At 69.8% G+C, this 25425-nt stretch carries 22 protein-coding genes and 1 pseudogene; 12 read left to right on the top strand and 11 right to left on the bottom strand.

Annotated features, from left to right (window positions below):
* Positions 1-46 precede the first annotated feature (46 nt).
* Entirely contained in the window at positions 47-475 is a 429-nt protein-coding gene (locus INQ48_22180) for a CBS domain-containing protein (GenBank protein QRF56062.1), read from the bottom strand.
* A 267-nt stretch (positions 476-742) separates the two neighbouring features.
* On the opposite strand from INQ48_22180, the gene ylqF reads away from it, so the two are divergent.
* Genes ylqF through INQ48_22160 form a run of 4 tightly spaced genes read left to right on the top strand, consistent with a single transcriptional unit; the run spans position 743 to position 3424 of the window.
* Positions 743-1717: a ribosome biogenesis GTPase YlqF gene (gene ylqF, locus INQ48_22175; protein QRF56061.1), complete on the top strand. Its 975-nt coding sequence runs from the start codon at positions 743-745 to the stop codon at positions 1715-1717.
* A gap of 11 nt (positions 1718-1728) precedes the next feature.
* On the top strand, positions 1729-2334 hold the full coding sequence (locus INQ48_22170; protein ID QRF56060.1) for a Crp/Fnr family transcriptional regulator: 606 nt from the start codon (positions 1729-1731) through the stop codon (positions 2332-2334).
* A 34-nt stretch (positions 2335-2368) separates the two neighbouring features.
* The gene (locus INQ48_22165) at positions 2369-2953 is read left to right on the top strand and encodes a DUF1772 domain-containing protein (GenBank protein ID QRF56059.1); all 585 of its coding nucleotides are present in this window, start codon (positions 2369-2371) and stop codon (positions 2951-2953) included.
* Between the two features lie 57 nt (positions 2954-3010).
* On the top strand, positions 3011-3424 hold the full coding sequence (locus tag INQ48_22160) for a PaaI family thioesterase (GenBank protein QRF56058.1): 414 nt from the start codon (positions 3011-3013) through the stop codon (positions 3422-3424).
* Positions 3425-3429: 5 nt separating this feature from the next.
* Here INQ48_22160 and INQ48_22155 read toward each other — a convergent pair whose 3' ends face one another.
* Complete coding sequence (locus tag INQ48_22155) at positions 3430-4659, bottom strand: acyltransferase family protein (GenBank protein QRF56057.1); 1230 nt, start codon at positions 4657-4659, stop codon at positions 3430-3432.
* Between the two features lie 192 nt (positions 4660-4851).
* Here INQ48_22155 and INQ48_22150 point away from each other — a divergent pair, with 192 nt between their 5' ends.
* Together INQ48_22150 and INQ48_22145 are read left to right on the top strand one after the other, a co-directional pair.
* A complete protein-coding gene (locus tag INQ48_22150; protein QRF56056.1) occupies positions 4852-5820 on the top strand; it encodes a LytTR family transcriptional regulator in 969 nt (322 codons plus the stop codon).
* 203 nt (positions 5821-6023) lie between these two features.
* Complete coding sequence (locus tag INQ48_22145; protein ID QRF56055.1) at positions 6024-7226, top strand: ammonium transporter; 1203 nt, start codon at positions 6024-6026, stop codon at positions 7224-7226.
* Positions 7227-7247: 21 nt separating this feature from the next.
* On the opposite strand, the gene INQ48_22140 is transcribed toward INQ48_22145, so the two are convergent.
* The gene (locus INQ48_22140; protein ID QRF60842.1) at positions 7248-7559 is read right to left on the bottom strand and encodes a hypothetical protein; all 312 of its coding nucleotides are present in this window, start codon (positions 7557-7559) and stop codon (positions 7248-7250) included.
* 173 nt (positions 7560-7732) lie between these two features.
* Between INQ48_22140 and INQ48_22135 the strand changes: the two genes are divergently transcribed.
* The 3 genes from INQ48_22135 to INQ48_22125 all read left to right on the top strand — a co-directional run bounded on the left by INQ48_22135 (position 7733) and on the right by INQ48_22125 (position 11042).
* On the top strand, positions 7733-8797 hold the full coding sequence (locus INQ48_22135) for a GNAT family N-acetyltransferase (protein QRF56054.1): 1065 nt from the start codon (positions 7733-7735) through the stop codon (positions 8795-8797).
* Between the two features lie 91 nt (positions 8798-8888).
* Complete coding sequence (locus INQ48_22130) at positions 8889-10022, top strand: Fic family protein (GenBank protein QRF56053.1); 1134 nt, start codon at positions 8889-8891, stop codon at positions 10020-10022.
* 84 nt (positions 10023-10106) lie between these two features.
* The gene (locus tag INQ48_22125) at positions 10107-11042 is read left to right on the top strand and encodes a succinylglutamate desuccinylase/aspartoacylase family protein (protein QRF56052.1); all 936 of its coding nucleotides are present in this window, start codon (positions 10107-10109) and stop codon (positions 11040-11042) included.
* Between the two features lie 12 nt (positions 11043-11054).
* On the opposite strand, the gene INQ48_22120 is transcribed toward INQ48_22125, so the two are convergent.
* From INQ48_22120 to INQ48_22110, 3 genes are all read right to left on the bottom strand, one after another.
* Complete coding sequence (locus INQ48_22120; protein QRF60841.1) at positions 11055-12761, bottom strand: ATP-binding protein; 1707 nt, start codon at positions 12759-12761, stop codon at positions 11055-11057.
* 192 nt (positions 12762-12953) lie between these two features.
* A complete protein-coding gene (locus INQ48_22115; GenBank protein QRF56051.1) occupies positions 12954-13862 on the bottom strand; it encodes a peptidoglycan DD-metalloendopeptidase family protein in 909 nt (302 codons plus the stop codon).
* A gap of 93 nt (positions 13863-13955) precedes the next feature.
* A complete protein-coding gene (locus INQ48_22110; GenBank protein QRF56050.1) occupies positions 13956-15782 on the bottom strand; it encodes a glutamine--tRNA ligase/YqeY domain fusion protein in 1827 nt (608 codons plus the stop codon).
* 137 nt (positions 15783-15919) lie between these two features.
* Between INQ48_22110 and INQ48_22105 the strand changes: the two genes are divergently transcribed.
* Positions 15920-16270: a hypothetical protein gene (locus INQ48_22105; protein ID QRF56049.1), complete on the top strand. Its 351-nt coding sequence runs from the start codon at positions 15920-15922 to the stop codon at positions 16268-16270.
* An 82-nt stretch (positions 16271-16352) separates the two neighbouring features.
* On the opposite strand, the gene INQ48_22100 is transcribed toward INQ48_22105, so the two are convergent.
* The 5 genes from INQ48_22100 to INQ48_22080 are packed head-to-tail and all read right to left on the bottom strand — an operon-like array spanning position 16353 to position 20104.
* Entirely contained in the window at positions 16353-17189 is an 837-nt protein-coding gene (locus INQ48_22100; protein ID QRF56048.1) for a response regulator transcription factor, read from the bottom strand.
* A complete protein-coding gene (locus tag INQ48_22095) occupies positions 17186-18247 on the bottom strand; it encodes a histidine kinase (GenBank protein QRF60840.1) in 1062 nt (353 codons plus the stop codon). Before INQ48_22095 ends, INQ48_22100 begins: the two co-directional genes overlap by 4 nt.
* A 53-nt stretch (positions 18248-18300) precedes the next feature.
* A complete protein-coding gene (locus INQ48_22090; GenBank protein QRF56047.1) occupies positions 18301-18594 on the bottom strand; it encodes a 2TM domain-containing protein in 294 nt (97 codons plus the stop codon).
* The gene (locus INQ48_22085) at positions 18591-19544 is read right to left on the bottom strand and encodes a sterol desaturase family protein (GenBank protein QRF56046.1); all 954 of its coding nucleotides are present in this window, start codon (positions 19542-19544) and stop codon (positions 18591-18593) included. Before INQ48_22085 ends, INQ48_22090 begins: the two co-directional genes overlap by 4 nt.
* Before the next feature lie 38 nt (positions 19545-19582).
* On the bottom strand, positions 19583-20104 hold the full coding sequence (locus INQ48_22080) for a hypothetical protein (protein QRF56045.1): 522 nt from the start codon (positions 20102-20104) through the stop codon (positions 19583-19585).
* Positions 20105-20430: 326 nt separating this feature from the next.
* Here INQ48_22080 and INQ48_22075 point away from each other — a divergent pair.
* A pseudogene (locus INQ48_22075) lies at positions 20431-22160 on the top strand (efflux RND transporter periplasmic adaptor subunit).
* A 69-nt stretch (positions 22161-22229) separates the two neighbouring features.
* Positions 22230-25358 (top strand): efflux RND transporter permease subunit, encoded by a 3129-nt coding sequence (locus INQ48_22070; protein ID QRF56044.1) that lies wholly within the window; start codon positions 22230-22232, stop codon positions 25356-25358.
* The last annotated feature ends 67 nt before the right edge of the window (positions 25359-25425 follow it).

Genomic DNA, 25425 nt, shown 5'->3' with positions numbered 1-25425 from the left:
GCGTCTGCCTGACGCGGGAATTAGGGCGCGGCGGCGCCCCTTGCACTCAACTCTGGATGTAGTGGGTGAGCTGCTCGATGGTCTGCTCGTGGTCGGCAATGATGTCGTCCATCAGGTCCTGGATCGAGATCATGCCCACCACCCTGTCGCCGTCGACCACCGGCAGGTGGCGGAACTTGCGCTGGCTCATCAGCGCCATGCAGGTGTGGGTGGGGGTCTGCGGGTTCACGGTCATCACGTCGGGCGTCATGATTTCCGAGACCTTGACCTCCTTGGAGTTCTTGCCCTGCAGCGCCACCTTGCGCGTGTAGTCGCGCTCGGAGAGGAAGCCGACCAGCCGGTCGCCCTCCATCACCATCAGGGCACCGACCTCGAAATGCGCCAGCGTGGCCAGCGCATCGAACACCGTGGTGCCCGGCGAGGTGCGCCAGGCCGAGGAATCGTGGCGTTTGAGCAATTCGGAGACGGGTTTCATCGCGGCACTCCTTGAAAAAAGTCTGGATTCGACCGACGCCGGAAGGCGCGCTCTCGGACAAATCATAGGGGCTGGCACGCGCGAGCGGCGCAAGACTTTGCAAGCGCGCCGGCCGACCCCCGCGCGGCAAAGACCCCGGTATCCCCGCGCGGCAGGGGCGTATCGATCCATTCAGGTTCGCGGTTCACAATGCGCACCCCGGACCGGTGCATGCACCGCCCCGGCTCCCCGCAGCCACAGACACAGAAACAAGAAAGACACGCACCGATGGCGATCCAGTGGTTCCCCGGTCACATGCATCTCACGCAGAAGGCGATCACCGAGCGCGTGAAGGACATCGACGTGGTGATCGAGCTGCTCGACGCGCGGCTGCCCGGCTCGAGCGCCAACCCGATGCTCGCGCGGCTGACCGCCAACCGGCCGGCGCTCAAGGTGCTCAACAAGCAGGACCTGGCCGATCCCGAGCGCACCGAGCGCTGGCTCGCGCACTACAACGCGCTGCCGGCCACGCGCGCGATCCCGCTCGACGCCAGCCTCTCGACGCCCGCGCAGCAGATCGTGCGCGCCTGCCATGCGCTGTCGCCCAACCGCGGCGGGCTCGCCAAGCCGATGCGGGTGTTGATCTGCGGCATTCCGAACGTGGGCAAGTCCACGCTGATCAACACCCTGACCGGCGGGCGCAAGGCCAAGACCGGCGACGAGGCCGGCATCACCAAGCTCGAGCAGCGCATCACGCTGGCCGACGACTTCTACCTCTGGGACACGCCCGGCATGCTGTGGCCGCGCATCGTGGTGCCCAAGAGCGGCTACAACCTCGCGGCCAGCGGCGCGGTGGGGCGCAACGCCTTCGACGAGGAGGAGGTGGCGCTCGAGCTGCTCGGCTGCCTCAAGCAGCACTACGCGGCGGGGCTGGTCGCGCGCTTCAAGCTGGTCGAGCACGAGCATGCGCCCGGCGAACTCGCCGAGATGCGCGACGAGGCGCTGCTCGACACCATCGGCCGCAAGCGCGGCGCGCTGCTCGGCAAGGGCCGCGTGAACCTGCAGAAGGCGGCCGAGATCGTGATGCACGAGTTCCGCGCCGGCAACCTCGGGCGCATCACGCTCGAGACGCCCGAGGAGTTCGCCCAGTGGCTGGCCGAGGGCCAGCGCGCCGATGCCGAGCGCGAGGCGAAGAAGGCCGCGCGCAAGCAGCAGCGCAAGGGCGGCAGGGCCGCGGCGGCCGAGGACGACGCGGTCGCCTGAGGCACCAGGCCATGCAGCCGCCGGACGCCACCGATGCCGCCTGGCGCGCGGCCCTGGCGCGCCGCTTCCCTGAACTCGGCGCCGGGCCGCTCGCCGCGCTCGCCGGCGCGGCCCGCCGCGAGACCCTGGCGCCGCACGCGGTGCTGCTGGCCGCTGGCAACGCCTGGCGCCATGCCTTCTGGGTCGAGCGCGGGCTGCTGCGGCTGTACTACCTCGATGCCGAGGGCCGCGAGTCGAACAAGAACTTCCATGCCGAGGACGCCTTCGTCTGGCCCGTGACGCCGCTGCTGCGCGACGAGCCGGCCGCCTTCTTCATCGCGGCGCTCGAGCCCTCCGTGGTGCGCTGCCTGCCGTGCGACGTGCTCGAAGCGGCGGTCGCGGCGCTGCCCTCGTGGACCGCGCTGCGGCTGGCGGCGCTGGCGGCCCTGTTCGACGACAAGCTGCGGCGCGAGCAGGCCTTCCTGCAATGCCACGCGCGTGCCCGCTACGAGGCGCTGCTGCGCGAGCGGCCCGACTGGGCGCGGCGCATTCCGTTGCGCCATCTCGCGTCCTACCTCGGCATGACCGATGTCTCGCTGTCGCGGCTGCGTGCGGAGATGGGGCTTATCGCAGGTTAAGGCGGGCCGGGGCGGCGCGCGCCACAGTCGGCGCATGCCGTCACGCACCTCACCGATCTCCTTTGTGCTGTCATCCGCGGGCTGGGGCCTGCATGGCCTCGCCGTCTTCGCCTTCGGTCTCATGGCCGGCTTCTTCTGGGCCTACGGTTTCAACGTCAGCCTCGCCACGCTGCAGATGGACGGCGCGAGCTATGCCGTCGTGCAGTCCAGCCTCAACAGGCATGTGCGGCATGCGATGTTCTTCGGCTTCTTCTTCGGCCCGCCGGTACTGAGCGCGCTGGCGCTCGCGGCCGGCCGGGATGAATGGCGGCGCGGCTGGTTCGGGCTGCTCGCGTTCGCGGGCGTGCTCTATGCGCTGGGCATCGTGCTGTTCACCGCGCAGGTGAACCTGCCGCTCAATGCGTATACGGAGTCGTGGGATCCGCGCGCGCTGCCGCCCGACTGGGCCGAGACGCGCGCACGCTGGCATGCCGCCAACCTCTGGCGCTGCGCGGCCAGCGCGCTGGCCTTCGCCTTGTCGATCGCGGCGCTCGCGCTGCGTGCGCGGGCTGTCGCCGATGCAACTACCGCGCGCGTTCCGGTCACGGATGCGACGGACCGGGCCGGGGGCGCTTCGTAGAGTGGGCTCGACCCATTCTGGTCGACAAGGAGAGTCCCCCTCTCGAAGGAGCATCCGATGCTAGACACCATCCAGGCCTTGAATCGAACGGCCGCATTCAACCGCTGGGCCGGCTTCGAAGTCGTGCGCGCGGAAAAGGGCGAGGCCGAGCTGCGCATGGCATGGCGCGAGGCCGACATGGGCCAGTACGCCGGCTTCCTGCATGCCGGCATGATCGGCGCGCTGCTCGACACCGTCTGCGGCTTCGCGGCCGCCACCGTGGCGGGCCGCGTGCTGGCCTCGCACTTCTCGGTCGATTGCATGGCGCCCGCGCTGGGCCGCGTCTTCGTGGCGCGCGGGCGCGTCGTGAAGGCCGGGCGCAAGCAGGTCTTCACCGCCGCCGAACTGTTCGGCGAGGCCGAGGACGGCACGCTGAAGCTGCTGGCCACGGGCAGCACGATCCTGGTGCCGGTGCCCGACGACAGGAGCTGAGCCCTTCAGCGCGCGGCCGTGAGCGCCGCCGCGGGCGCCCGCTGCGGCGCCTGCTTCTCATGCATCGGCAGGCCGAACAGCGGCCGCAGCCAGCGCACGCGGCGGATCAGCGCGTCGTTGAGCAGCCAGCAGCCGCCCAGCGTGGCCGCGAGGATCAGCGCCGGCTCGAGCACCGGGCCCAGCGCCAGCGGCGCCAGCCAGGCGATCGCCAGCACGATCAGCGTCTGGTGCAGCATGTACCAGGGATAGACCGAGGCATTGGCCCAGCGCAGCCAGGGCCAGGGGCGGTTCAGGTGGCGGTGGCCATGGCCGAGGAGGGTGGCGACCGCGGTCCAGAGGTAGAGCGAGCGCAGCACGGCGTTGACCTCGTCGGGCACGCGGCCGGCGCCCAGCGTGCGCGCCGCGATGTAGGCGCCGACCACCGCCACGGCCAGCGCCAGCGACACGCGGCGCAGCCGCTCGAGCTCGCGCCAGATGCCGCTGTCGGCGCCCATCCAGTAGCCGTAGAGGAAGACGGTGAAGTAGATGCTGTGCAGGAAGGGGTCGCGCACCAGGTCGTGGGTTGGCGGGTAGTGCGGCGCCAGCAGCAGCGTGAAGGCCGCGAGCGGCAGCGCCGGCAGCAGCAGCAGCCAGCCGCCGCGCAGCCCGTTGAAGGCCCGGCGCAGCGCCTGGCCCGGGCCCGAGCGCCACAGCGGCAAGCTGAGCGCCACCGCGGCCGTGTAGACGAACAGGTACGGCAGGTACCAGAGGTGGTTCCAGGTGATGCCGAACTCGGCGCCCGCGAAGGCGCCTTTCGGCCAGGGCTGGCTCATCGGCAGGTAGCGCGCGAGGAAGGCGCCGAAGCCCGGCGCCACCAGGCCGTGGGCCACGCCCTCGGCATAGGCCTGGTACGGCACGACCACCGCCATGCCGAAGGCCAGCGGCAGCATCAGCCGCAACCCGCGGCCGCGCAGCAGCGCCGCCGTGCCCTGGTGGCGGCTCAGGAAGGCCAGCGAGACGCCCGAGATCAGGAACACCAGGTCCATGCGCCACAGGTTCAGCAGCCGCATCGGCCATTGCAGCCACTCGGCCGCATGCGGGCTCTTGAGGTGCCAGGGCCAGTCGGCCACGTAGTACATCGCCACGTGATAGACGATGACGAGCAGGAAGGCGAGGGCGCGCAGGGCGTCGATGTCGTGCCGGCGCGCTTCGGCGGCCGGCGGGACGGGGTTGCGTGGAAATCGGTCGGTGGGCATGAAGGCTCCTGGATCGGGGACTGAACGAGCGGCCATGGTCCGGCAGCGGCGCGGTAGCGGCGCGGCCGGGGGACGGATCGCCGGCGCTTTGTGACGAGCGGTGGCCCCGGTGGGACGAAACCGGGCGCGAAATCCGTCCCTTGGCGGCCCCTGCCGCCCCGTTCGCCTCGCGGATCGCGACAATCGCCCGCCATGGCCGGCCCGCGCAAAGACCTCTACCACCGCTACGAACCGATCCGCCGCTACGTCGAGGTCGGCTTCTGGATCGTCGTGATGGCGCTGCAGGCGCTGTTCAACACCACGGTGGCGATGGTCGACGCGCGCTCGCGCGCGGTGCCGCGCGAAACCTGGGAGATCGTGGTCTGGGAAGGCTCGAGCCATCTGGTCCTGCTGCTGCTGGTGCCGGCCATCGTGGCGCTGGAGCGGCGGCTCTCGCCGCTGGCCTCGCTCGCGCCCGGCAGGCTGGTGCGCTACCTGGCCTGGCATCTCGCGGCCAGCGTGGCGTTCAGCCTGGTTCACGTGATGGCGATGTTCGCGCTGCGCTCGCTGGCCTATGCCGCCGCCGGCGAGCACTACGCGTTCGGCGGCTGGGCCGCGCAATGGGGCTACGAGTACCTGAAGGACGTGCGCGCCTACGTCTCGATCGTGTTCGGGATCTGGGCCTACCGGATGTTCATGCTGCGCTGGCAGGGCGAGGCGCGGGTGCTCGACGCGCCGGACGAAGCGCCTGAAGGGCCGCAAGGGCCGCCACGCCCGGCCGATGCCGAGCCAGCGCCGGCCGCGGACGTGCCGCCGCCGCCCGCCGAACCCGCGCCGCCGCCGGCGCCCGCGCGCCCCGAGCGCTTCCTGGTGCGCAAGCTGCGCCGCGAATTCCTGATCGCCGCCAGCGACATCGACTGGCTGCAGGCCGAGGGCAACTACGTCGGCCTGCATGTCAACGGCCATGACTACCTGCTGCGCGCCACGCTGACCGACTTCCTGACCCAGCTCGATCCGGCGCTGTTCGTGCGCGTGCACCGCAGCCACGCGGTCAATCTCTCGCGGCTGCGCGAGATCGAGCCGCTCGACGGCGGCGATGCCCGGCTGCACATGCACGACGGCAGCACGGTGCCGTGCAGCCGGCGCTACCGCGAGGCCCTGCGCGGCGCGACGGCCTCCTGAACCGCCGCGCGGGTGCTTCATGCACCGTCAGGCGGCATCCGTTCCGGTGCGTCGCGCCGGCCATCGGGTTCATTCGGCCCCATCTCGGCCCGTTTCGCACCATTGACGAGCTTGCAGGCACCATTTTTGCTTTATTGGCCCGCCGTCCTGCTGAATTCAGGTGCGGCGCACCAAATCAATCCAAAAACCAGCAAGAAGCTCCAATGGACGCACTCAAACAGGGCGCAGACGCGCTGTTCATCCTTCTAGGCGCGATCATGGTGTTGGCCATGCATGCGGGATTCGCCTTCCTCGAACTCGGCACGGTCCGCAAGAAGAACCAGGTCAATGCGCTCGTGAAGATCCTGGTCGACTTCTCGGTCTCGACCATCGTCTACTTCCTCGTCGGCTACGGCGTGGCCTACGGCACCCACTTCTTCGTCAGCGCCACCGAGCTGTCGGCCAGGAGCGGCTACGACCTGATGAAGTTCTTCTTCCTGCTGACCTTCGCGGCCGCCATCCCGGCCATCATCTCGGGCGGCATCGCCGAGCGCGCCAAGTTCTGGCCGCAGCTGATCGCCACCGCCGTCATCGTCGGCTTCGTCTATCCCTTCTTCGAGGGCATCGCCTGGAACAAGCACTTCGGCGTCCAGGAGTGGATCGCCTCGGTCACGGGCCATGAATTCCACGACTTCGCGGGCTCCGTGGTGGTGCATGCCGTGGGCGGCTGGCTCGCGCTGCCGGCCGTGCTGCTGCTGGGCGCGCGGCGCAACCGCTACCGCGGCGACGGCTCGCTGGCCGCGCATCCGCCGTCGAACATCCCGTTCCTCGCGCTCGGCGCCTGGGTGCTGTGCGTGGGCTGGTTCGGCTTCAACGTGATGAGCGCGCAGACCATCGACAAGATCTCGGGCCTGGTGGCGGTCAACTCCGTGATGGCGATGGTCGGCGGCACGTTGGTGGCGCTGGCCATGGGCAAGAACGACCCCGGCTTCGTCTACAACGGCCCGCTGGCCGGCCTGGTGGCGGTGTGCGCGGGCTCCGACCTGATGCACCCGATCGGCGCGCTGGTGGTGGGCGGCGTGGCCGGCGCCATCTTCGTCGCGATGTTCACGCTGACGCAGAACAAGTGGAAGATCGACGACGTGCTCGGCGTCTGGCCGCTGCACGGCCTGTGCGGCACCTGGGGCGGCATCGCGGCCGGCATCTTCGGCACCCAGGCACTGGGCGGCATCGGCGGCGTGAACCTCGGCGCGCAGCTCATCGGCACCGCCATGGGCGTGGTCTGGGCGCTGCTCGGCGGCGCGCTGGTCTACGGCGTGCTCAAGAAGACCGTCGGGCTGCGGCTGTCGCAGGAAGAGGAATTCGACGGCGCCGACCTCTCGATCCACCACATCTCGGCGACGCCGGAGCGCGAAGTCAACTGGTGAACGGTTCGCGGCGGGGGCGGCTCAGCACTTCTGGAAGCGCGGGCACTCGGCCACCGCGCGGATCGCCACCACCGTGTTCTCGCCGTCGAGGTGGCGCGAGACGAACTCGACCGGCGTGCCGTCGGCGATGTCGGCCGCGAGCTTGCGGTCGGCCAGCCTGAAGGTCTGGGTGGTGAACGGCAGCTTCGAGCGCGGCGGGATCTTCAGGTGCAGGTACAGCTTGCCGCCGGGCTCCTCGTGCGAGGACATCAGGCGGGCGCGCGTGTAGACGGGGTCGGTCTTCGTTTCCTGCGCGGCGGCGCCCGCGAGTGCGAGCAGGGCCGCGGCGGCCAGGGCCAGACGGGACAGCGGCGGGAAGGGCATGTGCGAACTCCTCGTCGAAGGGGGCGGAGATGCCATTGTGAAGCGCCAACCTTCGGCCAAGCCAAAGATGCGTTCGCCCACGCGCGCCACGGGACCGCGCTTCGGCACAATCGCGCGCCCGACAAAAACATGGAGGACGGGAGATGGCGAACGACACGATCGAGATCCGGCGCTTCGATGTCCATGCGGACGACGCGTCCGAATGGGCGCGCTTCCACCGCTACCGGCGCATCCGCGACGAGGAGCTGCACCCCGGCGAGCCGCAGGCCGCCGATGCCGATTTCGAGCACGACGCGCGGCGCCGCATGCCCTTCCACGAGGCCGAGCGCTTCGTCGCGCGCGAGGGCGACGAGCTGGTCGGCAACCTCATCGTCTGGCGGCGCCGGCCCGACGCGCCGAACAGCGAGCCCTTCGCGCTGCACGCGGAGGCCTGGCTCGGCGTGCTCGGCGCGCACCGGCGCCGCGGCATCGGCAGCCGGCTGCTCGTGCCGCTGCTGGCCTTCATGCGCGCGCACGGCAAGACCGTCGCGACGATGAACACCTTCTACCCTCCGGGCCATGCCTTCCTCGAAGCCTCGGGCGCGGTCCTCAAGCACCGCGTGGTCGAGAACCGCATGCACATCGACGGCCTCGACGCGGACGAGCTCGCACGCTGGAAGGCGCGGGGCACGGCCGGCGGCGCGCTGCGCTTCGAGATCCATCCCGGTCGCACGCCGATGGCGCGCCTCGCGCAACTGCTGGCGCCGTTCTCGGACCTGTTCAACGACATGCCGCTCGGCGAACTCGAACTGCCGCCCGCGCGCTACGAGCTCGACGGCTACGCCAACTGGTACCGCGAACTCGACCGCAGTGGCGGCGAGCACCACCTGGTGCTGCTGGTCGACGCCGACGGCACGCTGGCCGCGATGTGCGAGGCGCACTGGGACCCGCGCACCCCCGAGCGGCTGCACCAGCGCCTGACCGGCGTGGCGCGCGCCTGGCGCGGCCGCTCGCTGGCCAAGGCGGTGAAGGCCGCGATGCTCGGGAGCGTGCGCGCGCTGCATCCGGAGCTGCGCACCGTCGCGACCTACAACTCGGAAGCCAACGCGCCGATCCTCGCGATCAACCGCCGGCTGGGGTTCGAGGTGCATCGGCGGCAAGGGGTGTATCAGCTGGGGGTGGAGGCGCTGGCGGAATGCCTGGCGCGGCGCGGGGAATCGGTGGACTGAAGCGCAGATCAGCCGCCATCGCTTCAAGGCTGAAGCGTAAATCCAGGAAATACGCTTCATTTTTGAAGCGTATTTTTCTAAAGTGCGCTTCATGTGGATCTGGCAAGCCCCTCGCTGGCCGCGCTTCGAGTTCGACGCGCAGGCCTTGCAGCCCTCGCTGGCCGCCGCCCGGCTGGCCCAGGGGCGGATGCTTGGCGTCGCCGGAAGCCTGCAGCTCGTCGACCTGACCGCGCTGCAGCTCGACGAGTGGACCCAGGAGGCCATCGCCACCGCGCAGATCGAGGGCGAGACGCTGCAGCTGAATTCCGTGCGTGCTTCCGCGGCACGCCGGCTGGGGCTCGTGCCGGCGAACCGCGCGCCGAAGGACGCCCGCACCGAGGCCGTGCTCGACATCGTCGAGGCGGCGGTCGCCGACTGGGACCGGCCGCTGACCGAGGACGACCTGTTCGGCTGGCATGCAGCCCTCTTTCCCAACGGCCGCAGCGGCATCGCGCGCATCGTCACCGGGGCCTACCGCACCCACGAGGATCCGATGCAGATCGTCACGCCGCGTCTCGGCCAACCCGACGTGGTCCATTACGAGGCGCCCCGCTTGCGCGACGTGCCGGCCCAGATGAAGCCCCTGCTCGAATGGTTCGAGGAGGGCCGCGCGCATCCGCGCATCGACGGCATCGCGCGCAGTGCGATCGCGCATCTGTGGTTCGAGCTCGTGCATCCCTTCGAGGACGGCAACGGCCGCATCGGGCGCGCGCTCAGCGATCTCGCGCTCGCGCAGGACCTGCGCAGCAGCCAGCGGCTGTTCAGCCTCTCGCAGCAGCTCTGGCTCGACCGCGGCGGCTACTACGCGCAACTGCAGGCCGCCTGCGCGCAGGACGGCATGGACGTCACCGAGTGGATTCGCTGGTTCGCCGGCCGGGTCGAGCAGGCCTGCCTGCGCACGCTGGCGCAGATCCAGTCGGCGGGCGCCAAGGCCGGGTTCTGGGCGCGGCTCGACGCGGCGCATCCGGCGCTCACGCCGAGCCAGCGCAAGGTGCTCAACAGGCTCTACGACGCGGAGAACGGCGGCTTCGTCGGCGGCATGAGCACCGAGAAGTACGCCGCCATCGCGGGCGTGTCGCGCGCCACGGCCTATCGCGAACTGACCGACCTGGCGACCTCGGGCGTGCTCGAGCGCTCGGGCCAGGGCAGGGGCACGCGCTATGCGCTGGTGCGCGAAGGCGCCTAGGCGCGTACTTCGCGCCCAGCACGAACGCGCCGCCTGTAGCAAACTCGCGCGACCCCGATCCCGCCCGAGCCGCCACACCCCACCATGACCCAATCCCCACCCGCCCTCGAAGTCCTCCCGCGCGATCTCTCCGCCTACCGCCAGGGCAACATCGGCGTCGACTACGTGCACCGCTTCGAATCGGGCAAGCCCGGCCCGCACGTGCTGATCAACGCCCTGACGCACGGCAACGAGATCTGCGGCATGACGGCCGCCACGCACCTGCTCGACCACGGCGTGCGGCCGAAGATCGGCACGCTCACCGTGAGCTTCGCGAACATCGACGCCTACGAGTCCTTCACCGAGGCCGCGCCCTACGACAGCCGCCAGATCGTCCACAACCTCAACCGCATCTGGTCGCCCGAGTGGCTCGACGGCAGCGAGGACAGCCCCGAGCTGCGCCGCGCGCGCATCCTGCGGCCGGTGGTCGATGCCGCCGACCACATCCTCGACATCCATTCCACCAGCCAGCCGGTGGTGCCGTTCTGGGTCTATCCGTCCTTCGAGCGCAACGCCAAGGTGGCGATGGCCATCGGCCGGCCGCCCGTGCACCTCGTGATGCCCGACGGCCTGGGCTCGGGCACGCCGCTGATCCAGTACGGCAGCCATGGCGGGCCCGACGGGAAGGGCGTGGCGATGGTGGTCGAGTGCGGCCAGCATTTCCTGCGCTCCGCTTCCGACCTCGCCACCGCCGTCACCTACGACTTCCTCGCCTACTTCGGCCTGGTCGACAAGGACCCGGCCGCGCCCGCGCCCGAACCGCAACGCCGCTTCAAGCTGCTGCAGACGCATGTGATCCAGAGCGAGGACTTCGCCTTCGTGCGCCCGCTGATCGGCTTCGAGACCTTCGCCAAGGGCGAACTGATCGCCACCAACGGCCCCGACGAGATCCGCGCGCCGGTCGACGACTGCACCGTGTTCATGCCCGCGCAGCGCGTGATCGTGGGGCGCGAGGCGCTCTACCTGACGCAGCCGATCTGAGCCGGGCGCCGCTCAAGCCGCCAGCGCACTGCGCGCCGGAATCTTCTCGAAGCAGTGGTTGCACAGCGACTGCTTCACGAAGGCCGCGTGCGTGGTGTCGACCGGTTTCTTGCAGTGCTCGCACATGAAGGCCTCGCCGACCGCGAGCTGGAATTTCTGGAAGAAGGCGTCGCTCAGGTGGATGCGGCGGATGTCGCGGATGTCGTCGCGCACCTTGAGGTTCTCGAGCGTGTTGTTGTCGAGCGCGGTGCGCGTGATGTTCAGGTGGTTGTAGCAGCCGTAGTCGATCGAGTAGACGTTGAAGGTCTCGCCCGCCATGTCCTTGTGCGAGTAGCCCTTCTTGCGCAGGTGCAGCACGCGGAAATCCACCAGGCCGAGGATGTGCGGATTGGCCGAGTACTTCTCGCTGATCATGAAGTGGCTCGAGTTCTTGCCGACCACGATCTCCTGCACGATCTTCTCGAGCAGGTTCTTCTCGACCGAGTGCTCGTCGACCTGCTTCTTCTTGTCGGTCTCGTACCAGCCCGAGGTGGCGGCGCGCACGTTCTTGATCGAGATGTGCTTGGAGCCCGAGCTCTTGAACTGCGCGTACGAGTGGATGAAGAGGTTGATGAAGTCGCGCGGGATGCCCGCGCTCGCGATCAGCAGTTCGCCCAGCGCCTTGTTGGTGAGGAAGGCGTTGATGAAGGCGTCGTTGTTCTTGCGCGAGGGCAGCAGCAGCTCGTCGGACAGGCTGGGGCTGTGCTGCTCGAGGTGCTTGCACAGCAGTTGGTTGAAGAAGTTGCGGGTCTTGGCCTTGTCGATCTCGAACACGTAGCGGTTGTCGAGCTGGTAGCCGAAGATGTCGCCGCCGTCCTCCAGGCCGTAGAACTTCTCGTCGGTCTTGTGGCCGAGGTCGGTGCGGTTCGGGATCGCGGCGATCTTGAAGCTGAAGCGGCTCGCGATGAAGGACTTCTTGACCAGTTCGGCCAGGTGCTTCTGGGCCGAGTTCGGGATCTCGGACCATTCGTCGATCAGGCAGAAGACGCGGTTCAGCTGCAGTTCCTCGCTCAGGTCCTGCAGCAGGTTCGCGATGTCGAAGACGCTGATGAATTGGTCCTTGAGCCTCGACTCCTGCGACTTGGTCTGCAGGCTGCCCGAGGCCTGCAGCTCGGGCGCCTTCGAGAGCTTGAGCGAGGCGCCGGCCTGCGCGATCGACTCGACGGCGAGCGCCGTCTCCTTGAGCTTGTTGAGCGAGCTGCCGTCGAGCTCGCGCTGGATGGCCTCGAGACGCCGTTGCAGCTGGCGCTCGGCCTCGTCGTCGCGCGGATCGTGGCGCAGCGGGATGACGTCGTCGCGGCCGTGGATGGCGCGCAGGTTGGTCGAGAACGCGTTGACCAGGCTGCGGATGATGTTCTTGAACAGGATGACCGCGTACTGCTCCCAGCTCAGGCCGTCGGCCTCGGCATGCGGCAGGATGGTTCGCGCGTCGATGTAGACCGCGATTCGGCGCGAGGCGGCGAAGTCGTTGTTGATCTTCTCCTGCAGCGCCTTCAGCAGGTGGGTCTTGCCCGAGCCGCGGCGGCCGTAGACGACCTGGTTGTTGAGGTTGTCGATGTCGTGCAGCGCGTCCTCGCCCACGTAGAGGCCGAGATAGCTCTGGTCCTGGATGTTCTCGGCGCGCAGCGCGTTCGAGAGGGTCGCGACGGCCTTCTGGATCTGGGCGTCGCTGATGGGCATGGCATTGCCGGTCCGGGGCGCGCTGGTCGTGTTCTTCTGCATGAGGGCTGGTGCAAGTGAAGCGGGACCGGCGCGCGTCCCCGAGATGGGGCCTCCCGGCGCGCGGTCTGCAAACGAATTGTTACTTGCGTTGGGCGCCTTGCCAACAGAGGGGCCCCGGCCCGGGCCGCCGGCGAGGTGCCGGCGCAACGCTCAGGCGGAAATGAACAGCGCCGGATCGACCATCGCGCGGTTGAGCATCACCGACCAGTGCAGGTGCGGGCCGGTCACGCGGCCGGTGGCGCCGACCGCGGCGAGCTTCTCGCCGGTCTGGAGCACGTCGCCGACCTTCACGTCGACGCGGCTCAGGTGGCAGTACATGGTCAGCAGGCCGCCGCCATGGTCGAGCCAGACGGTGCCGCCATTGAAGAAGTAGTCGCCGGTGTCGATGACCTTGCCCGGCAGCGGCGCGAGCACCGGGGTGCCGGTGCCGGCCGCGATGTCCATGCCGCTGTGGGGATTGCGCGACTGGCCGTTGAAGACGCGGCGCAGGCCGAAGGAACTCGAGCGCCGGCCGGGCACCGGCACGCGCATCTGCAGCGCGGCATCGGGGCGCAGCTCGGTGCGGGTGGCGGTCACGGTGGCGAGGTGGTCGCGCTCGCGCTCGTAGCGCGCCTGGTCCTCGGGCGAGAGGTCGACGGTGCGCGGCGCCACGTTCAGGCGCTGCTCGCGGTACTGCTTGGGCGCGATGGAGTAGTCGAGCTGGCGCGGCGCGGCGTCGGGGCGGGCCTGCACCGAGATGCTGGCCTCGCCGGGTTCGGCCGCGAGCGGGATGCCGACGAGGGCGGTCCATTCGATGGCGTCGCCGAGCACCAGCACGGGCTGGTTGCCGTCGCCGCCGGTGGTGGCCAGCGGGCGCGCGGCCGCGGGGCCGAGCGACAGGCGGGCGACGCCGCCGGGGACCTGGGAGGCGCGGGGCCAGACCTCGGGCGGCTGGGGCTTGGCGGCGCCGGACTTCCTGGTCGCCGCGGAGGCGGGCAGGGCGAGCAGGGCGGCGGTGCCGAGCAGGAGCGTGCGGCGGCCGGAGAGCGGAGCGTGAAGGATGCGTGACATGGGCCGCATTGTGGCGTCATGGCCCGCGCCCGATTGTCGGAAAGCACCATGAAAAACCGGGGCGCGCGGCCCCGGTTCGTGGTGCGGCGAGAGCGCCGGGGCCTACTTGCCCCAGCTGTCGCGCATGCCCGCCGCGCGGTTGAACACGCGCTGTCCGGCGGCGGCCGCCTTGGCGTCGAGCACGAAGTAGCCGTGGCGCTCGAACTGGAAGGCCGCTTCGGGCTTCGCGTCGGCGAGCGAGGGCTCCACATAGGCGGAGCAGACCTCGAGGCTGTGGCGGTTGAGCTCCTCGAGCAGTTCGCCGCCGCCCGGATTGGCTTCGGAGAACAGCCGCTCGTAGAGCCGCACCTCGGCCTGCACCGCGTCTGCCACGGCCACCCAGGTGATGTTGCCCTTGACCTTGATCGCGTCGGCGCCCGGGGTGCCGCTCTTGGTGTCGGGCACCAGCTTCGCCTGCACCTCGATCAGCTTGCCCTCGGCGTCGCGCGTGGCGCCGGTGCACTCGATGACGTGGCCGTACTTGAGCCGCACCTTGTTGCCGGGGAACAGGCGGAAGAAGCCCTTGGGCTGCACGTCCTCGTAGTCGGTGCGCTCGATCCAGACCTCGCGGCCCAGCTTGAAGGCGCGCTTGCCGAGTTCGGGATGGTGCGGATGGATCGGCGCCGAGCAGTCGTCGAGCGCGCTTTCATCTTTGTCGGGGCCGCCCATCAGCTCGCCCCAGTTCGTGATCACCAGCTTGACCGGGTCGAGCACCGCCATCGCGCGCGGCGCCACGGGGTCGAGGGTGTCGCGCAGCGCGGCCTCGAGCGCGGCGTAGTCGATCCAGCCGCCCGACTTGGTGGTGCCGCTGCGTTCGCAGAACAGGCGCAGCGCTTCGGGCGTGTAGCCGCGGCGGCGCAGGCCGGCCAGCGTGGGCATGCGCGGGTCGTCCCAGCCGTCGACGTGTTTTTCCTCGACCAGCTGGCGCAGCTTGCGCTTGCTGGTGAGCACGTGCGTCACGTTGAGCCGCGCGAATTCGTACTGGCGCGGATGCGGGCTGGCGATCAGGCCGCCTTCGGCGAGGCGGTCGAGCAGCCAGTCGTAGAACGGGCGCTGGTCCTCGAACTCGAGCGTGCAGATGCTGTGGGTGATCTGCTCGAGCGCGTCCTCGATCGGATGCGCGTAGGTGTACATCGGGTAGATGCACCACTTGTCGCCGGTGTTGTGGTGCGTGGCCCGGCGGATGCGGTAGAGCGCCGGGTCGCGCATGTTGATGTTGGGGCTCGCCATGTCGATCTTGGCGCGCAGGGTGGCGGCGCCGTCGGCGAGCTGGCCGTCGCGCATCGCGCGGAAGCGCGCGAGGTTCTCCTCGGGCGTGCGGGTGCGGTAGGGGCTGTCGGTGCCGGGCTTGCCGAAGTCGCCGCGGTTGGCGCGCACTTCCTCGGCCGACTGCTCGTCGACGTAGGCCAGGCCGGCGCCGATCAGGTATTCGGCCGCGCGGTACATGAAGTCGAAGTAGTCGCTCGCGAAGTACTCGTGCGGCTGCATCACGCCGGGGGCGCTGGGGCGGTCGGCCAGGTAGGTCTCGTAGCCGAGCCATTCCACGGCGTCGCGGATCGAGTCGACGTATTCCTGCTCTTCCTTCTCGGGGTTGGTGTCGTCGAAACGCAGGTGGCAGACGCCGCCGTACTCGCGCGCCAGCTCGAAATTCAGCCAGATGCTCTTGGCGTGGCCGATGTGCAGGTAGCCGTTGGGTTCGGGCGGAAAGCGCAGGCGGACCCGGGCCGGGTCGTTCATGCCATGGGCGTGGTGTTCGGCATCGCCCGGGGCCCCGCCCCAGCGGCGGCCGGTGTAGGCGCCCTGGGCGAGGTCGTTTTCGATCACGTGGCGCAGGAAATTGCTGGGTGCGGCGGGTGTTTTTGCGACGTCTTTGTCGGTCGGGGAGGTCATCGACGCATTCTAATTAGGGGGATCTTCAGGTTACCTTTGGCAACGCTCTTCACAATGCGGCGGGCAACCACTTTGCATTTGGCGCGTTCAATACGTACATGGGCAGTGAATGCCTTCTCTACAAGGAGTCCAACATCATGAGCGTCACCCGTTCTACCTTCTTCAAGTGGGCCGCCGCAGGCGTCGTCGCCGCCGGTGCCCTGTTCGCGGCCACCTCGGCCAGCGCTCGCGGCGACGTGAGCTGGTCCATCGGTGTCGGCGTGCCCGGCGTGGCGGTGGGGGTGGGCGCTCCCGCCTACTACCCGGCACCGGTCTATGCGCCGCCGGCCCCGGTCTACTACGCGCCGCCGCCGCCGGTGTACTACCGCCCGCCGCCGCCGGTCTATTACCGTCCGGCCCCGGTGTACTACGCGCCGCCGGCCTACTACGGCCCGCGCTACTACGGTCGCGGCTACTACCGCGGTCATGGCCACGGCCACTGGCGCTGAGATGCCACGCTGAATGTGAGCAAATGAAAAAGCCGGTTCCTCGGAACCGGCTTTTTCTTTGGGCGATGCATCGGCCCGGATTTCACATGGCGCGAAATAGATGGGCGTAGAGCCGGCTGACCGGAATCCGCTCGGGCCGCCCGCGCAGGTCGAGGGCGAGTTTGCCGGCTTCGTCGCGGTGCACCGCCTCGATGGCCGAGGCGCGCACCACCACCGCCCGGTGCACCTGCCAGAAGGTCTGCGCATCGAGCTGCGGCAACAACTGCTTGAGCGGCGTGCGGATCAGGTATTCGTGGTCGGCGGTCAGCACCCGCAGGTACTTGTCGGCGGCCTCGAAATACAGCACCTCGTCGATCGGCACCATGCGCACCGTGCTGCCGCCGGCATCGCTGGCGGCGATCATGCGCAGCGGCGCGGCCGGCGATTCCGGCAGCGGCGCGCCGGCGCCGCCCGCGGCGGCCAGCACCTCGCGCCAGCGCGCCAGCGTGCGGTCCAGCGCCTCGTCGGCCGGCGTTTCGGCCGCCGGCCGTGCGGCCAGCGCCTGTTTCAGCCGCGCCACCGTCTTGCGCAGCCGCTCGGCCTGCACGGGCTTCAACACGTAGTCGATCGCCTGGGCCTCGAAGGCGCGGGCCGCGTACTCGTCGTAGGCGGTCACGAAGACCAGCTGCGGCATCGGCGCCTCGTCCGTGGGCCAGGCGTCGGCCAGCTCGGTGGCGGCGCCCAGGCCGTCGAGGCCCGGCATGCGGATGTCGAAGAACAGCACCTGCGGCAGCAGCCGCAGCGCCTCGCGCACGGCGCTGCGGCCGTCGCCCGCGATGGCGGCGATCTTCAGTTCGGGCCAGGCGGCGGCCAGTTCGGCCTTCAGGGCCTGCGCGAGCAGCGGTTCGTCCTCGGCGATCAGGGCGGTGGGAGTGTTCATGGCGTGTGGGAAGCGGCCGGCGCGTCGCCGGTGGAGGAAGCCTGCAGCGGAAAGCGCAAGGTGGCGCGGGTGCCGGTGTGCTCGCCGGGCGCGAGCGCCAGGGCGGCGCGCGGGCCGTAGACCGTGGTCAGCCGTTCGCGCACCTGTTCGAGGCCGAAGCCGCCGCCGTCCCGCGACGTCGACGGCGACGCGGCATCGAGCCCGATGCCGGTGTCGCTGAGTTCGATCACCAGCAGGTCGCCCTCGCGGCGCGCGCGCACCGCGATCTCGCCGCCCTCGACCTTGGGCTCGAGGCCGTGGCGGATGCTGTTCTCCACCAGCGGCTGCAGCAACAGCGGCGGCACCGGCACCTCGCGCAGCTCGGCCGGCAGCTCGAGCGAGTAGCGCAGCCGCTCGCCCATGCGCACCGACATCAGCTCGAGGTAGTCGGCCAGCCGGTCGAACTCGGCCCCCAGCGGATGCGCGAGCGCGCGCGAGCCGCTGAGGGTGACGCGCAGGTAGCTATTGAGCCGGTCGAGCATGGCCACGGCGCGCGGCGGATCGAGCGTGATCAGCACCCGCAGGTTGGCCAGCGTGTTGAACAGCATGTGCGGCTCGAGCTGGGTTTCGAGCAGCTTGAGCCGCGCCTCGGTGGCGTCGCGCCGGGCGCGCTCAATCTGCCCCTGCAGGTGCTTGCTCTTGCCGAGGCTGTAGAAGAAGAAGCAGGCGCCGGCGGTGGCGACCAGCGTGATGGTGAGCGTGGTCGCCAGCTTGTGGCCGCGGTAGTCGAGGAAGTCGAGCAGGGGCGCGCCGCTCCAGGCGTCGCCGATCAGGTTGCCGAGCAGGAAGCCGGCGGTCACGCCGAAGCCGATCAGCGCGATGCTCTGCGGGCCATGCGGCCAGAGCACTTCGCGGTGGCCGCTCATCAGCAGCCGGCCGCCGTCGATGCACAGCCAGCTGATCAGGCCGATCGACATCGAATAGACCATGTGGTCGACCCAACTGCGGCCGCTCGAGATGCTGAGCGCGGCCGCGATCAGGCAGCAGAAGACGGCGGTGATCAGCCCGTGCCGCAGCAGGTCGCGCAGGTTCTCGGTGCCGAACCTGGGGCGGGCGGCGGCAGGGGCCTGGCTCAACGGCGCTCCCCGGCGGCCAGCGCGCGGCGCTCGCGTTCGACCAGGCGCTCGTAGAAGTCGCCGCCCGGCGCGATGAACCAGATCACGGCCCCATGCACCAGCAGGCCCAGGCCCCAGCCCATCAGCGGATAGACGGCCCAGGTGTGGCCCCTGGAGGCCGACAGCGCGACCAGTCCGAGGTTGACCAGCACGTAGACGAAGGCATGGATGTACCAGCCCATCTTGGCGCCGGCGCGGCGGCGGGCGCGCTTCTCGAGTTCTGCGGGGGTGGGGGACGAGGACGTGTTCATGACAGCTCCTTGATCTGGACGGGAATGAAATCGGTGGTGGGGGCGGCGGCGGGTGCCGGGGCCTCGACGGCCGCGCGGCGGCGCAGCTCCTCGGTGGTCTCGCCGGGCCCGTCGGGGTTCCAGCCCGGCGGCTTCACCAGGTAGCCGACGAAGGCGCGCACCGAGCGGGCCGAGGCCAGGTCACGGAACAGCGCGCGCCATTGGCTGAACTCGATCTCGAGCAGGTTGTACGAGGTGATCGGCTTCACGAGGCCGTAGCGGCAGGGCAAGTCGGCGCGCTCGGGGATGTAGGTGCCGAACAGGCGGTCGAACACGATCAGCACGCCGCCGTAGTTGCCGTCGAGGTACTCGAGGTTCGAGGCATGGTGCACGCGGTGCGCCGAGGGCGTGTTGAGCACCCATTCGAGCGGCCCGAGCTTCGGGATCCAGGTGGCGTGGATCCAGAACTGGTAGAGCAGGTTCAGGGTCAGCATGATCAGCACCACGCGCGGCGGCATGCCCAGCAGCGGCGCCAGCATGAAGAAGGCCAGCGTGCCGGTGAGCTTGCCGGTCCAGCCGAAACGGTAGGCGGCCGACAGGTTCAGCTCGTTGGGCGAGTGGTGGATCGCATGGGTGCACCAGAACCAGCGCACCCGGTGCGCGGCGCGGTGGTACCAGTAGTAGCAGAACTCCTGGCCGATGAAGCAGGCGGCCCAGCCGGTCCAATGGTCCATCGGCAGGGTGAGGAGGCGGTGCGCGTAGAGCCAGTCCATGGCGCCGACCCAGAAGGCCAGCGGCAGCAGCCAGCGCAGCGGGTACTCGCGCACCAGGAAGTCGAACACCGAGATGCCGGCCGCCTTCCAGTCGTAGCTGCGCCAGCCGTTGCGCCACGAGAGCACCAGCGCTTCGGCCAGCGAGGCGATCAGCACCACGGACACCGAGATCTTGAGGATCAGCACGAGGACGGACATGGCGCTTCCTGCAGTCGGAGGGATGGACGGCGGCGATCTTAGGCGGCGCCGGCCCGGCTGGCCATGGCGTCGGTGGCGATCGCCAGCTTCCACAGGCGCAGGGCGCGGGCCGCGAAGATGCCGCTGAAGGCGCCATAGAGCACGGGAATCGCGACCGCGAACACGCTGTCGTGGCGCAGCTCGGGGTGCATGACCAGCGCCACGCCGACCACGTACTTGGTGAAGAAGATGCCCATCATCAGCGCCAGCGGCACCGCGCTGCCGGCCAGGTGGAAGCGGCGCTCGGCCGCGTCGTAGCGGGTGCTCGCGGGCAGCGGGCGCCGCAGCACCAGCGCGATCATCACGGCCGCGGCGGCGGCCCAGCCGAGCAGGGCGCCGAGCGAATCGCCGAAGGCCGAGGCCACGCCCATCAGCGACAGCGCGCCCATCGCGATCGGCATCAGCGTGATGCGCGTCAGGCCCACGCTGCCCGACAGCAGCTGCTTGCTGCCGAGCCAGACCAGCAGCGCGAAGACGGCGAACACCCACTTGGGCGTGTGAAGAAGGATCTGGATCAGCATGGGAGGACTCCTGGATCGGTTGAGGGGTTGGAAGGTGGATGAAGGGTTCGGGAGAAAGGATCGCGGCCCGGTGGCGTTGGAGCGGACTGTGCCGGCCCGTTCGCGGGACTGCCACGGTGTTGCGATGAAATGCGACGCCGGCGGCGCGAAGTGCCTGCGGGCGGCGCGAAATGCGCGAGGCTTCGAGCGACGCGAGGACGGCGCGCCCTCCTGCGGCAAGCGGGGGAACGCGAGCTTTACCGCCCGTTTACGGCACAGCAAACTCTGCATACACCTTTTGGCGCTGTACTCTAGGCCGCACCCGATCAGGCTCTCTTCTCTCTCCCATGGATCCCCAAACGCCTCCCGAACCCCTGCCGGCCACCGTGTCGCCCACGCATCCCCAGGTCCGTCGCCGCCGCTGGTTCGGCAGCCTGATCGCGCTGATCCTGCTCGTGGCGCTCGGCGCGGGCGCCTGGTACCTGGTGCAGCGCTCGAAGACGCCGGTAGCCGGTCCCGGCGCCGGACCGGGTGGCCCCGGCGGGCCAGGCGGGCCCGGTGGCCCGGGCGGGCGGCGCGGCGGTGGCGGCGGTGCCGCCTCCAGCACCGTCGGCACCGCGACCGCGCGACAGGCCGACATCCCGATCCAGCTCGAGGCGCTCGGCACCGTCACGCCGCTGGCCAACGTCACGGTGCAGCCGCAGGTCTCGGGCGTGCTCACGCAGGTGCTGTTCCAGGAAGGGCAGATGGTCAAGAAGGGCGACGTGCTCGCCACCATCGACCCGCAGCCCTACGAGAACGCGCTGGCCCAGGCCACCGGCGCGCGCCAGCGCGACGAGGCGCAGCTCGCCGCGGCGCGCGTCACCCTGCAGCGCTACCAGACCCTGCTGGGCCAGGACTCGATCGCGCGCCAGGACGTCGACACCCAGAGCGCGCTGGTCAAGCAGCTCGAGGGCACGGTCGCGATCGACCGCGCCAACGAGAACAGCGCGCGGCTGAACCTGACCTGGACCCGCATCGCGGCGCCGGTCGGCGGCCGCATCGGCCTGCGGCCGGTGGACGTGGGCAACTACGTCTCGACCGGCACCAGCGGCGGCATCGCCGTCATCACCCAGATCGCGCCGATCGACGTCGTGTTCTCGGTGCCGCAGGACCGCGTGCCCGAGGTGCAGGAGCGCCTCGCCGCCGGCGCCAAGCTGCCCGCCACCGCCTTCGACCGCACGCGCGTCAAGCAACTCGCCACCGGCACTTTCTCGACGCTCGACAACCTGGTCGACACCCAGACCGGCACGGTCAAGGCCAAGGCGCGCTTCGTCAATGCCGACGGCGCACTGTTCCCGAACCAGTTCGTCAACCTGCGCCTGCTGCTGCGCACCGTGACCAGCGCCGTGGTGGTGCCGGTGACGGCGATGCGCAACGGCCCCAACGGCGACTACGTCTACGTGCTGAACGCCGACAACACGGTGTCGCAGCGCGTGGTGACGCGCGGCGAATCGAGCGTCGACAACATCGCGGTGACCGCCGGCCTCAATGCCGGCGAGGTGGTCGTGACCGAGGGCGGCGACCGCCTGAAGGACGGCGCGCGCGTGCAGACCCAGGCCGACCGGCCCGCGGTCGCGCCCGGCGCCGCCGCCAATGGGCAGCAACGCGGCGGGCGGCGCCAGCGCGAAGGTGCGCAGGGCGGTGCCCAGGGCGCGCAGGGCGGGCAGGGCGCGCATGGCGGCCAGGGCGGTCAGGCACCGGCCGGTGGCAACGCCGCGCCCGCGCCGGGCACGGCACCCGCCGCTCCCGCAACGGCCCCGCCGGCCGCACCCGCCACCGGCGCCCAGCCGGCCGCACCCGCCGCCGCGCCGCCGCCGCGGCCCCCAGGCTCCCCACCGCCGAGCAGCGCCAGCGCATGCTCGACGCCGCCAAGGACGATCCCGAACAGCTCGAGCGCCGCAAGCGCTTCCTCGAACAGCTCGACCGTGGCGACCCCGCCGCGCTCGAACGCTGGCAGCGCATGGCCGAACGCCAGGGCCAGGGTGGCCAGGGCGGGCAGGGCGAAGGCCGCCGCCAGGCGCCGCAAGGCCAATGACGCGCCGGCCCTCCGCCTCGGCATCTCCCGCCGCGCCGCCCGCAGCGCCCTCGACGACGAATTGAATCCATGAGCCCTTCACGCCCGTTCATCCTGCGGCCGGTGGCGACCTCGCTGCTGATGGTCGCCATCGTGCTGGCCGGCCTGGTGGCGTTCCGCTTCCTGCCGCTGTCGGCGCTGCCGCAGGTCGACTACCCGACGATCCAGGTCCAGACGCTCTACCCGGGCGCCAGCCCCGAGGTGATGAGCAACACCGTCACCGCGCCGCTCGAACGCCAGTTCGGCCAGATGTCGGGGCTCGACCGCATGAGCTCCACCAGCGCGGCGGGCGTGTCGATCATCACGCTGCAGTTCACGCTGGGCCAGACGCTCGACGTGGCCGAGCAGGAGGTGCAGGCCGCGATCAACGCCGGCGGCTCGCTGCTGCCGGCCGACCTGCCGGCGCCGCCGGTCTATGCCAAGGTCAACCCGGCCGACGCGCCGGTGCTCACGCTGGCGATCACCTCCGACACCCTGCCGCTGACCGAGGTGCAGAACCTCGTCAACACGCGGCTCGCGCAGAAGATCAGCCAGGTCTCGGGCGTGGGGCTGGTGTCGCTCAGCGGCGGCCAGCGGCCCGCGGTGCGCATCCAGGCCAACACCCAGGCACTGGCGGCCAACGGCATCGGCCTCGACGCGCTGCGCACCGCGATCAGCGCGGCCAACTCCAACGGCGCCAAGGGCAGCTTCGACGGCCCCAAGCGCGCCTACACCATCAACTCGAACGACCAGCTGCTCACGGTCGACGACTACAAGAACCTGATCGTCTCGTACAAGAACGGCGCGCCGATCCGCATGGTCGACGTGGCGCGCGTGGTCAACAGCGCCGAGAACAACCAGCTCGGCGCCTGGGCCGGCACCAAGGCCGCCGGCGATGCCGAAGGCACGCTCACGCCCGCGATCATCCTCAACGTGCAGCGCCAGCCCGGCGCCAATGTGATCGCCACCGTCAACGCCATCAAGGCGCAGCTGCCCGAGCTGCAGGCCGGCATGCCCGCGGGCCTGAAGGTCGAGGTGCTGAGCGACCGCACGGCCGGCATCCGCTCGTCGGTCGAGCACGTGCAGATGGAGCTGGTGCTCGCCGTCGTGCTGGTGGTGCTGGTGATCTTCGCCTTCCTCGGCAGCCTGCGCGCCACCGTCATCGCCAGCATCGCGGTGCCGATCTCGCTGATCGGCACCTTCGGCCTGATGTACCTGCTGGGCTACAGCCTCAACAACCTGAGCCTGATGGCGCTGACCATCGCCACCGGCTTCGTGGTGGACGACGCGATCGTGATGATCGAGAACATCGCGCGCTACATCGAGGAGGGCGAGAAGCCGCTGCAGGCCGCATTCAAGGGCGCCACGCAGATCGGCTTCACCATCATCTCGCTGACGGTGTCGCTGATCGCGGTGCTGATCCCGCTGCTGTTCATGGGCGACGTGGTCGGCCGGCTGTTCCGCGAGTTCGCGGTCACGCTGGCGATCACGATCCTGATCTCGGCCGTGGTGTCGCTCACGCTGGTGCCGATGATGTCGGCGCGCTGGCTCAAGCACGAACCCAAGCGCGACCCCGCCAGCCACGGCATCGCCGCGCGCGCGCAGCGCTTCTTCGACGGCGTGATGACGCGCTACGACCGCTCGCTGCACTGGGTCATCGAGCATCAGGCGCTGACGCTGCTGGTCGCGCTGCTCACCCTGCTGCTGACGGTGGCGCTCTACCTCTCGATCCCCAAGGGCCTGTTCCCGACCCAGGACACGGGCCAGCTGCAGGCGCGCATCGAGGCCGCGCAGGACGTCTCGTTCGACCGCATGTCGCAGCTGCAGCAGCAGGCCGCGCGCGCCGTGCTGGCCGACCCCGACGTCGAGAACCTCAGTTCCTTCGTCGGCGTCGACGCCGCCAACAACACCATGCTGCACACCGGCAGCATGCTGATCAACCTGCGCCGCGGCCACGACAACCAGCAGGAGGTGATGGACCGCCTGCGCGAGCGCGTGCGCGGCGTGGCCGGCGTGACGCTCTACCTGCAGCCCACGCAGGACCTGACCATCGACGCCGAGACCGGCCCCACGCAGTACCGCGCCTCGCTCGAGGGCGTGGACAGCGCCGCCATCACCGGCTGGATGCAGCAGCTGGTGGCGAAGCTGCAGGCCGAGCATGGCGACAAGGTGCGCAACGTCAGCAGCGATGCCGGCGCGCAGGGGCTGGCGGCCTTCGTCAACGTGAACCGCGACACCGCGGCGCGGCTGTCGATCACCGCGAGCACGGTCGACGATGCGCTCTACAGCGCCTTCGGCCAGCGCATCGTCTCGACCATCTTCACCGAGACCAACCAGTACCGCGTGATCCTCGAGGCGCAGCCCGGCATGGTGAACACGCCGCAGACGCTGGGGCAGCTGAACCTGATCGCGGGCTCGGGCACGGCGACGCCGCTCTCGGCCATCGCGGACATCAGCGAGCGCCAGGCGCCGCTGCAGATCACGCACGTGGCGCAGTACCCTGCGAGCACGCTGAACTTCGATACGGCGCCGGGTGTGGCGCTGGGGTCGGCGGTCGACACGATCCGTGCGACGGCGAAGGAGATCGGGTTGCCCAAGAGCATCACGTTGACCTTTCTCGGGGCCTCGGGGGCCTACGAGAAGTCGCTGTCGAACCAGCTGTGGCTGATTCTGGCGGCGGTGGTGTGCGTGTACATCGTGCTGGGGGTGCTGTACGAGAGCTACGTGCATCCGCTGACGATTCTGTCGACCTTGCCATCCGCGGGGGTGGGGGCGTTGCTGGCGTTGATGGTGACGGGCAACGACCTGGGGGTGATCGGGATCATCGGGATCATCCTGCTGATCGGGATCGTGAAGAAGAACGCGATCATGATGATCGACTTTGCGATCGATGCGGAGCGCACGGAGGGCAAGTCGCCTCGGGAAGCGATTCATCAGGCGGCGCTGTTGCGGTTTCGGCCTATCTTGATGACTACGCTGGCGGCTCTGTTTGCTGCTGTGCCTTTGATGTTCAGTTTCGGCGATGGTGCTGAATTGCGGCGTCCCCTTGGGCTGGCTATTTTTGGGGGGTTGATCGTCAGTCAGCTGCTCACCTTGTTCACTACGCCTGTTATTTATTTGGCGTTTGATCGGTTGGGTGGGGCTCGGCGGTCTGGGGTGGTTGAGGAGGAGGTGGTTTGAGCTCTCCTCTGGTTCTTGGTGGTTTTGTTTGCGCGTTCCCTGCGGGGGCTGTCGGCCGGGAATTCCG

The organism is Variovorax paradoxus (assembly GCA_016806145.1).
Classification (GTDB): Bacteria; Pseudomonadota; Gammaproteobacteria; order Burkholderiales; family Burkholderiaceae_C; genus Variovorax.
The sequence above is the reverse complement of the archived record's forward strand: the minus strand, read 5'-3'. Positions and strand labels throughout refer to the sequence as shown.